This is a genomic window from Flavobacterium sp. RSP49 (assembly GCF_003968735.1).
In the GTDB taxonomy this organism is placed as follows: Bacteria; Bacteroidota; Bacteroidia; order Flavobacteriales; family Flavobacteriaceae; genus Flavobacterium.
Genome location: NZ_RYDN01000024.1, coordinates 37213 through 47095, shown reverse-complemented (window position 1 = coordinate 47095; position 9883 = coordinate 37213). Strand labels below are relative to the sequence as shown.

The window sequence follows — 9883 nt, the reverse complement described above, 5'->3', positions numbered from 1 at the left end:
GCTTCACATAGCGTGTTTCTTCATGTTTTTCCATTAGGATACTTTTTGTGTATCGCTATTTCAGGACGGGACAGTTTGAGCTAAAAAAAAGCTGATATAAATTTATATCAGCTTTTTTTATCCTTTTGCTAACTAAAAATCCTTTACAATTGATAAATAAACGATTCTGAAGGTGCTATTGTAATTTTCGCGTTTCCTTCACCATTGAATACTTTCAGCTCAACAGAACTTTTATGGTATAATTGATCCGTAAGGGTATAATTTCCGTCTTTCAAATTCCATTTTTGGATTACATCTGAAGGGATTTTTAACCCGAAATTGCTAGTAGTAAGCCAGGAAAAATTAGTGATAACGATTAATTTTTGCGTATCAGACCAGCGTGTGAATGCATAAATTCCAGAATCGTATCCTTGAGTCGTATGGCGATTCACCGTTTGTATTTCTTGGTATTTCCCCATTAAAGCAGTACTATTCAAAGAGAAATTCAATAATTTTTTATAAAAATCTCGCAAGTCCTTTTCATCCTGCGTTAACTGACCACCATCAAATTTTCCTCCGTTCATCCAGCGTTGGTGATTGGGAACACCTATATAATCAAAGATTGACGTTCTGGAATGGGTACCAAATCCAGCATTTTCATTTCCAGCCTCTCCTACTTCCTGTCCAAAATAAACCATCGTAGGCGACGTACTTATGGTTGTAGAAACCACCATCAAAGGCTTCCCTTTTTGTGGCGTTCCCGCAAATTCCGGACTTGCTAAACGTTGTTCATCATGATTGTCCAGAAAATGCAACAGGTGATGCTCAATATCTGAAATTCCGTTTTGGATGTCAGATAAGCCATCAGGCAAAGCTTTTCCTTGAATGATATCTTTCAATTTATCATACGTTTCTACTTTATCATACAAATAATCCATTTTACCTAGATGAATATAATTTCTATATTCTTTAGGATTGTAGACTTCGGCTAATAAAAAAGCATTCGGATTATTTACTTTAATGGCTGAATTCATATAACTCCAAAATTCATACGGCACCATTTCGGCCATGTCAAATCGAAAACCATCGACTCCTTTTGCCGTCCAGTACAAGGCAATGTCTTTGAATTTATCCCAAGAGTTTGGAACATCTTTTCCTCTCCAAAAATCGAAATGTTCCTGATAGGATTTGGAATCAAAACCAGTAGGAAGTTCCGGAAAATCTTTGGAACCATCCGGACGAATACCGTAATTTACTTTGATGGTTTCGTACCAGTCATTTCGATCTGGTTTTGCCATACGAGAACCATTACCAGTCCATTTTGCTGGACTTTCTACAAATTTTCCATCAATTAACGGATTCTTTTCTCCATTTAATGGCTTGTCTGTGTCAGGGATTTCAAAGTGTGTATTTGGAATATAATAAAAATTATTGTCTCTTTTGTATTCAACGGTCGTGTCATCATCCGCACCAAAATCTTTGACACCAACCGGATTACTTTTTCCTTCATACTTTCGCGCAATATGATTGGGAACAATATCGATAATCACCTTTAATCCCGCTTGGTGAGTTCGCGCAACTAAAGCTTCAAATTCGGGCAAACGATTTTCAGGATTTACAGCCAAATCCGGATTTACATTGTAGTAATCTTTTACGGCATAAGGAGAACCGGCTCGTCCTTTGACCACTTCCGGATCATCATTAGAAATTCCAATAGCGGAATAATCCCGAATCACAGCATGATGCGGAACTCCGGTGTACCAAATATAAGTAACTCCCAAATCCTTTATTTCCTTTAAGGCCGTATTTGTAAAATCGTTGAACTTCCCTACTCCATTTTCTTCAATGGTTCCCCAAGGCTTGTTGTTCGTGTTTTTATTCCCAAATAATCGGGTAAAAACCTGATACACCACTTCTTTTTTATGGGAAACTGACTCCTTTTGTTCCGTATTCATTTTTAACTCTTTCGTTTTACAGGCTGTCGCCAAAAGCACTACGCTTATACCGGCAACAATAGTTGTTTTTTTCATCATATAAAATTATTTATGCTGATTTTAATTCTTTTGATACTAAAATGAATATCAATTTTTAAATTTAATATTTTTTAAATATAAAGAACTCTATATTGTTTGAAATTATATAATCATCTCTCCATTAGAACAAACTACAACGAAGGAGTTGCCGCATTTGTTGATAACTTTAAAAAGGAAAAGTCATCGTTTATCATGCACTTTTGACTAATTATAAATAAATCCTAATATGGATTAGGATTGTATCCTTTTTCATAAATTTGACAAAAATTAAATCCATTGAAAAAATCGTTATTTTTCCTTCATTACTGTTTCATACTGTTCACTGCTAATTTAGTTTTGGCGCAAGCCCCAAAAAAAATTATTGTAGAAAATTCAGATTTTGCCGATGTAAATCAAGTAGAAATACCGGATGCATTATTGCTGATTGGGAACGTACGTGTCAATCATGATGGAGTGATAATGACTTGTAATAAAGCGTATTATTTTCAAAAAGAAAACTACATCAAGGCTTTTGGCAATGTTCAAATGGTGCAAGGTGACACTTTATTCCTAAACAGTAAATATGCGGAATACAATGGAAATGTAAAAAAAGCCTATGCTTCCGGAGATGCCGTAATGAGTTCCCCTGATGCGACTTTGGTAACAGAGATTATTAATTTTGACCGAAACACTCAAGAAGTATTTTACGATACGCCAGGAACAATTACCAATAAAGACAATACGCTAAAAAGCAATTCAGGAAGATATTATGTGAAACAAAAGAAATTCCAATTCCTTACAGCTGTTACTATTACTAATCCAACCTATGTAATTAAATCAAATCACTTGGATTATTTCAGTAATTCCGGGCATTCGTATCTTTTTGGACCATCCACAATTACCAGTAAAGCCAATTATATATACACCGAAAAAGGATTTTATGACACCAAAAAAAATCTGGCTCATTTCCTGAATAAATCGTACATCAAATACGATGATCGGGTGATTAAAGGCGACAGTTTGTACTATGACCGAAACCGGGAATTTGCATCGGCAACGCGAAACGTAAAAATAACGGATTCCATCAATCGCGGAATTATAAAAGGGCATTATGCTGAAGTGTATAAAAAACTGGATTCTATGTACGTAACCAAAAGAGCTGTTGCCGTGAATTTTGTCGAAAATGACTCGGTTTACATCCATGGAAAAAAATTAATGGTTACTGGAAAAGAAGGAAACCGAATTATCAGAGCGTTTAACAATGTCCGGTTTTTCAAAACTGATATGAGCGGAAAATGTGATTCGATTCATTCAAGTTCTAAAACAGCGTTGACCAAAATGATTGGAAATCCAATACTTTGGAACGCAGAAAACCAAATCACAGGAGATGTCATGCATCTCATAGGAGACAACAATACCCAAAAATTAGATTCGCTCAAAGTACTCAATAACACATTTATAGTCTCCAAAGACACGATAGGAACTGGATATAATCAAGTCAAGGGTCAAAATCTCTATGGGAAATTTAAAGACGGAAAACTCCATGATGTTGATATAATAAAGAATGCCGAAGTCATTTATTACATGCGCAACGAAGCTCAGGAACTCATTGGTATCAATAAGAATGTAAGCAGCAAAATCAATCTTATTTTAGAAGAAAATGCGATAGAAACTATTACGTTTTTCCAGCAAGTGGATGGCGATATTTATCCAGAGAAAGAGTTGCCAGAAAATGCACGTATTCTAAGAGGACTGCTTTGGCGAGGAGAGGAACGAATAAAATCCAAGGACGATATTTTTCCTGCCGAAGAAAATGAAGACAACGATAAAATAGATAAAGCAACTAAAGCGGCAGAGGCCAAAGAGGATATTCCTATGAAAATCCGAAAAGAAACTCTGAATTACGATAAGAAGAAGAAGTAAGTGATCAGTGAGCAGTCCTGACTCTTTGGGATTAGTGGTCAGTCTGCTAGGTATACTGGTCAGTCACTATTCTCTCAGTTTAACAAATAAAAGATTAAAAAAATAACCGTGAACAACGATTTCTTAAAATACCAAGCACAAACCTCACCATATCCATTGGGTATGGAAGTCTCGCATGCTGTAGGCTCTTACATTTACGATACTAATTCTAAGAAATACTTGGATTTTGTGGCGGGAGTTTCCGCTTGCACATTGGGACACCAGCATCCAAGAGTCAATCAAGCCATAAAAGATCAGTTAGACAAATATTCTCATGTTATGGTCTATGGCGAATATTCACAAAGTCCGGCGGTTCAGTATTGCAAATTGTTAGCCTCGCTCCTGCCCGCACCTTTAGATAAAACTTATTTGGTCAATTCAGGAACCGAAGCCATTGAAGGTGCTTTAAAACTAGCTAGAAGAACTACCGGAAGAAGCCAATTGATTTCGTGTCATAACGCATACCATGGCAATACAATGGGTGCTATGAGCGTCATGGGATTTGAAGAACGCAAACAAATTTTTCGTCCATTGATACCTGATGTTGATTTTATTACCTTCAACAACGAAGCCGATTTACAAAAAATAACCACTAAAACGGCTGGAATTATTCTGGAAACCATTCAAGGTGGTGCCGGATTTATTCAGCCAAACGATGATTATCTCAAAAAAGTACGCGAGCGTTGCACAGAAGTGGGCGCAATGATGATTCTCGATGAAATCCAACCAGGCTTTGGGAGAACCGGAAAACTCTTTGGATTCCAAAATTATGATGTTGTTCCTGATATCGTAGTTATGGGAAAAGGAATGGGAGGTGGCATGCCTGTAGGTGCTTTTACGGCTTCATCAGCAATGATGGATTTGTTGAGCGATAATCCAAAACTGGGTCATATCACGACTTTTGGAGGCCACCCTGTCATTGCGTCAGCCTGCTTGGCTACTTTGCAGGAAATTACCGAGACCAATCTCATGGATGAGGCGATGGAGAAAGAAAAGCTATTCAGATCACTTTTGGTACATCCTTTGATACAGGATATAAGAGGAAAAGGATTGATGCTGGCTGCAATGACCCAAAGTGCCGATATAACAAACGAAGTGATTCTTAAATGTCAAGACAAAGGACTCATTTTATTCTGGTTATTATTTGAAGATTGCGCCATAAGAATTACGCCACCGCTTACCATTTCTGAACAAGAGATACGAGAAGGTTGCAGCATCATATTAGAAGTAATGGATGGAATAATGATTGAAGAAAATGATTAACGATTTTTGATAGCAAAAGTTGTACTATTGGATACATATTGAAATACCTATTCAAAACAATTAAAAAAATTGGGAGCTATTCCTGCTATCCGTTTTAATCTTTTACTTTTTGTCAGCAAAAAGCAAAAGGATTTCCACTCTTATCAGGGCTAGGGCATACGTTTAAACTACCTCTTTTTTTGTTAATTAAATTGTTCACAACAATTCCAACTTTCCCTCGCAGTACACGCACGATTCCCTAAATTTATTTAGGCCAAATTAAAAAAACAAAGTATGCAATTAAGCAACGAAGAAGAAGACTATAACTTATCATTGTCTAAATTTGAGTCCATGTTGAAAACCAACAAAGTACTCTTTTTTGACTCCGAAGAATTTGAAGAAATTATTCTTCATTACCTCGATATGGGTAAGGCCGCTTTAGCAAAAAAAGCACTCAAACTGGCATTAGAACAGCACCCAAAATCTACCGGACTAAAATTAGTTCAGGTGGAAATGCTAGTTTATGACGACAAACTCGAACTAGCCGAAAAGCTATTGAACGAGTTGTATGCCATTGAACCAACCAATGAAGAAATTTACATTCAAAAAGCCAATATCTGCTCCAAAAGAGACCAACACGAAAAGGCGGTTGAATTATTACAAACCGCGTTAAAATACACAGATGATTATGCTGATGTCTATAATTTAATAGGCATGGAATATCTTTTTATGGACAATCTTGAACTGGCAAAAGAAAGCTTCATCAAGTGTTTAGAAGAAGATCTGGAAGACCAATCCGCTTTGTATAACGTTGTGTATTGTTTTGAATTTTTAGATCAAAACCAAGAAGCGATTGCTTATTTAAATAAATACATTGACAAAAATCCATACAGCGAAATTGCCTGGCACCAACTGGGCCGTTTGCATTATGGTGTAAAAGAATATGAAAATGCGATTCGTGCCTTTGATTACGCTACTTTAATTGATGATGAATTCCTTGGTGCTTTCATGGAAAAAGCAAAAGCTTTTGAACGTTTAAAAAAATACGAGAAAGCCATAGAAAGTTATAGCAGAACCATTGAATTAGATGATGCAACTTCGTATGCGTTACTTCGAATGGGAAAATGTTATGAAAGATTAGGAAACAAAGCTTTAGCCTTAAAATATTTCAATCAAACGGTGCATGAAGATCCACTCTTAGATAAAGGTTGGATTGCCATCACGGACTTTTACGTACGTCAAAAAAATTACCAAAAAGCATTATTTTATGTCAATAAAGCATTAGCGATTGACAACCAAAATCGCTTGTATTGGAAACGCTTTGCGACTATCAATAAGCAAATGAACTTCTTTGAAGAAGCTGAATTTGGATACAGGAAAGCAGTTGAATTTGGCGATACTGAACTTGACACCTGGTTATTCTGGGTGGATATTCTACAATTTTTAGGAGAATTCGAAAGTGCCATTCAAACCTTATTACAAGCTTCAGAATATTTTCCGGAAGAAAATGAAGTTGAATACCGCTTAGCAGGATTGTATTTTATGCTAACAGATAATACAAAAGCAAAATTCCATTTAAGCAATGCCCTACGATTAAATTTTGATAATTACATCCTTTTAGAAGATTTATTTCCAGTAGTTTGGGCCAAAAAAATGGTGCAAAACTACATTGCAAAACATAAAAAACAATAATGACAGAAACAGTTAGAAAACGTTTTGGGTTACTGGGTCGCAATATTAGTTATTCTTTTTCTAAAGGATATTTTACCGATAAATTTAACAATGAAAATTTTACTGGTTGCACCTATGAAAATTTTGATATTCCAGAAATAACAGCACTTCCAGAGATACTAAAAAACACTTTAAATTTAAAAGGGTTAAGTATAACTATTCCATACAAGGAGACCGTCATTCCGTTTCTGGATAAATTATCTAAAAAAGCGGAATTAATTGGCGCTGTAAATACCATCAAAATTACCAAAAAAGGAACGTTGAAAGGGTATAATACCGATTATTATGGTTTCAAAAAATCATTAGAACCCCTGTTGCAACCGCACCACAAAAAAGCCTTGATTTTAGGCACAGGAGGAGCTTCTAAAGGAGTTGCTTTTGCTTTGGATGAACTGGGCATTCCTTATACTTTTGTATCGAGAGAAGCTAAAGAAAATGCGATTGAGTATAACCGAATCAACGCAACAACATTCGACAATTACCAAATCATCATCAACTCGACTCCAGTAGGAACAAGTCCAAATGTGGATGCGTTTCCATTGATCCCGTATGAGTTTTTCACAGGAAAGCACATTGCATTTGACTTGATTTACAATCCTGCAGAAACACAATTCCTAAAAAAAGCCAAACAGCAAGGAGCACAAATCAAAAATGGTTTGGATATGCTTATTTTTCAAGCAGAGAAAGCGTGGAAAATCTGGAATAAATAACTAAGAAGTTTATTTCTTGTCAAATCGAGCGTAATCAAGATTATTGTTTTAGCTCTCGCTTAAATTAATTAATTAAAATTTCTATCGGTCGTCTCGTTTTAAAACAGCTATTTTACTGTTTTAAAACGAGACGATTTTTTTATACAAGCAATTTAAAAGGCAGATTGAGGTTTCCCGTAAAATAACTGATTATTAAATATGTTAATTTGATTGATAATCAAATATTTGCAATTAATTTAACGGCTTAAATTATGATCAAAAGAACAATTCTTATCGAAAATAAATCCTCAATCACGACAAAAAACCAACAGCTAATACTAAAATCAGAAATAAGAGAAAGTACCATTCCAATAGAAGACATTGGTTTTCTGGTACTCGATCATGCTGAAATTTATCTGAGTATTCCTGCTATGAACTTAATTGTAGAAAATAATACTGCTATTATTATTTGTGGTAGCAACCACTTACCCAATGGAATGTTACTCAACCTCAACAGCCATCACATTCAGCAAGAAATATTCAAAAATCAAATCGAAGCTTCAATTCCTCTGAAAAAACAACTATGGCAACAAACTATTATTGAAAAAATTAAAAATCAAGGGGAATTGTTAGCAAAAATAACTGAAAATAAAAATACGTTTGAGTTTCTGGCTAGCAAAGTATTAAGCGGTGACACCACAAATATGGAAGGCGTTGCTGCACAACAATATTGGAAAAATTTTCCGTTACCTAATCATGCAAAAAATGGCATAAAAAGAGAACGTTATGGTGATTATCCCAACAATTTTTTAAACTACGGGTATGCTATTTTAAGAGCCGCTACGGCTAGAGCACTTTCCGGAAGCGGATTATTGAATACACTTGGTATTCATCATAAAAGTAAATACAATGCTTTTGCACTTGCTGATGATATTATGGAACCTTTTCGTCCCATTGTTGACGAAAAAGTTTTTGATATTATGAACCGGTATCAAGAACAAGAACTAAACACCGCAATAAAAGCGGAACTATTACAAATGCTGACACAAACTGTTTATTTCAAAGAAGAAAAAAGCCCTTTAATGGTAGGATTGCAAAAAACGGCTAGTTCGCTCCAGCACTGTTTTACAGGTCACCGAAAAAAAATTAAATATCCTAAATTATGGAACTTAACGGATACCGAATAATGTGGCTGTTCGTGTTTTTCGATTTGCCTACAGAAACTAAAAAAGACAAAAGGAATGCCTCTCAGTTTCGAGGAAATCTCTTAAAAGATGGCTTTAGCATGATGCAATTTTCAGTTTATATTAGGCATTGTGCGAGTGGAGAAAGTGCTGATGTTCATGAAAAACGCATTAACCGACTCGTTCCTTCGTTAGGAAAAGTTAGTGTTTTACGTATTACCGACAAACAATTTGGAATGATTATCAACTATTTAGGAAAAGCCAAACAGGAAAATAGTAATGCCCCAACGCAGTTGGAATTGTTTTAAACAATAATTTTATTTTTCAAAAAGCGCATCTGTATTCCACCTCTCAGGATTTGTTTCGATATAATTATAAATTCTTTCATAAGACCCATCGTTTCTAATTATATGATCATGAAAAGAACGCTGCCAGGCAAAATCAGACAAACCGGCTAAATGAATTTGTTTTGATGAGGTCGTTTTATAAGCACCAATTAGTTCCGATACTGATTTTATTTTTATTTCACAATCAGAAATCAAATTACTATCAATTTCCAAAATTGCGTGGACATGATTCGGCATTACTATAAAAGAATGTAAAATAACATACGCATACTGATTATCCAACCAATTCCATTGTTTTTGTGCAATAGAACCATATTCATTCCATTCCATATACGGATTCATTGGCTCGTGTACGGACAGGTCGCGACCTGTTCCTGCCGTATTAACATTCCCAAAACAACATTTTCTATTTTGTACACAAATCGTAACGAAATATAAATTATTTTGCGAATAATCATATCCCAGCATTCTATTTCGCTTTCTATTTTTCATTATTTTTTCTTTTTCATAATTAGTACGGACAGGTCGCGACCTGTCCCTTCCCTATTCAAATTCTCAAAACAACATTTTCGATCTTGCACACAAATCGTAAAAAATATAAATTATTTTGCGACTAATCTCTAACGTACGGACAGGTCGCGACCTGTCCCTGCTCTATTCCTGCCCTATTCCTGCCCTATTCACATTCCCTAAACAACATTTCCTATCCTACACACAAATCGTAAAAAAATATAAAT

Annotated in this window: 8 protein-coding genes; 6 read left to right on the top strand and 2 right to left on the bottom strand. The window is 35.4% G+C overall.

The annotated features are described in order from the left end of the window. Positions 1-143: 143 nt before the first annotated feature. Positions 144-2012, bottom strand: coding sequence for an alpha-amylase family protein (locus tag EKM02_RS11400; protein WP_126455239.1), 1869 nt, complete (start codon positions 2010-2012; stop codon positions 144-146). A gap of 276 nt (positions 2013-2288) precedes the next feature. Here EKM02_RS11400 and EKM02_RS11395 point away from each other — a divergent pair, with 276 nt between their 5' ends. From EKM02_RS11395 to cas2, 6 genes are all read left to right on the top strand, one after another. Beyond that, positions 2289-3914, top strand: a complete 1626-nt coding sequence (locus EKM02_RS11395) for an OstA-like protein (RefSeq protein ID WP_126455237.1) — start codon at positions 2289-2291, stop codon at positions 3912-3914. Positions 3915-4022: 108 nt separating this feature from the next. Then, positions 4023-5216, top strand: a complete 1194-nt coding sequence (locus EKM02_RS11390; RefSeq protein WP_126455235.1) for an aspartate aminotransferase family protein — start codon at positions 4023-4025, stop codon at positions 5214-5216. A 273-nt stretch (positions 5217-5489) separates the two neighbouring features. Beyond that, the gene (locus EKM02_RS11385; RefSeq protein WP_126455233.1) at positions 5490-6887 is read left to right on the top strand and encodes a tetratricopeptide repeat protein; all 1398 of its coding nucleotides are present in this window, start codon (positions 5490-5492) and stop codon (positions 6885-6887) included. Beyond that, the gene (locus EKM02_RS11380) at positions 6887-7636 is read left to right on the top strand and encodes a shikimate dehydrogenase family protein (protein ID WP_126455231.1); all 750 of its coding nucleotides are present in this window, start codon (positions 6887-6889) and stop codon (positions 7634-7636) included. The genes EKM02_RS11385 and EKM02_RS11380 overlap by 1 nt, the downstream gene beginning before the upstream one ends. Positions 7637-7887: 251 nt before the next feature. Beyond that, positions 7888-8802, top strand: coding sequence for a type II CRISPR-associated endonuclease Cas1 (gene cas1 / locus EKM02_RS11375; RefSeq protein WP_126455229.1), 915 nt, complete (start codon positions 7888-7890; stop codon positions 8800-8802). Beyond that, a complete protein-coding gene (gene cas2 / locus EKM02_RS11370) occupies positions 8778-9107 on the top strand; it encodes a CRISPR-associated endonuclease Cas2 (protein ID WP_126455227.1) in 330 nt (109 codons plus the stop codon). Before cas1 ends, cas2 begins: the two co-directional genes overlap by 25 nt. A 9-nt stretch (positions 9108-9116) precedes the next feature. Here the strand turns inward: cas2 and EKM02_RS11365 are convergent, their stop codons facing one another. Further along, the gene (locus EKM02_RS11365; protein ID WP_126455225.1) at positions 9117-9638 is read right to left on the bottom strand and encodes a transposase; all 522 of its coding nucleotides are present in this window, start codon (positions 9636-9638) and stop codon (positions 9117-9119) included. Positions 9639-9883 lie beyond the last annotated feature (245 nt).

Excerpts from the sequence above, each read along its gene's own strand:
- EKM02_RS11400 (WP_126455239.1), bottom strand. The coding sequence starts at position 2,012 with ATGATGAAAAAAACAACTATTGTTGCCGGTATAAGCGTAGTGCTTTTG.
- EKM02_RS11385 (WP_126455233.1), top strand. The coding sequence starts at position 5,490 with ATGCAATTAAGCAACGAAGAAGAAGACTATAACTTATCATTGTCTAAA.
- EKM02_RS11380 (WP_126455231.1), top strand. The coding sequence starts at position 6,887 with ATGACAGAAACAGTTAGAAAACGTTTTGGGTTACTGGGTCGCAATATT.
- cas1 (WP_126455229.1), top strand. The coding sequence starts at position 7,888 with ATGATCAAAAGAACAATTCTTATCGAAAATAAATCCTCAATCACGACA.
- cas2 (WP_126455227.1), top strand. The coding sequence starts at position 8,778 with ATGGAACTTAACGGATACCGAATAATGTGGCTGTTCGTGTTTTTCGAT.
- EKM02_RS11365 (WP_126455225.1), bottom strand. The coding sequence starts at position 9,638 with ATGAAAAATAGAAAGCGAAATAGAATGCTGGGATATGATTATTCGCAA.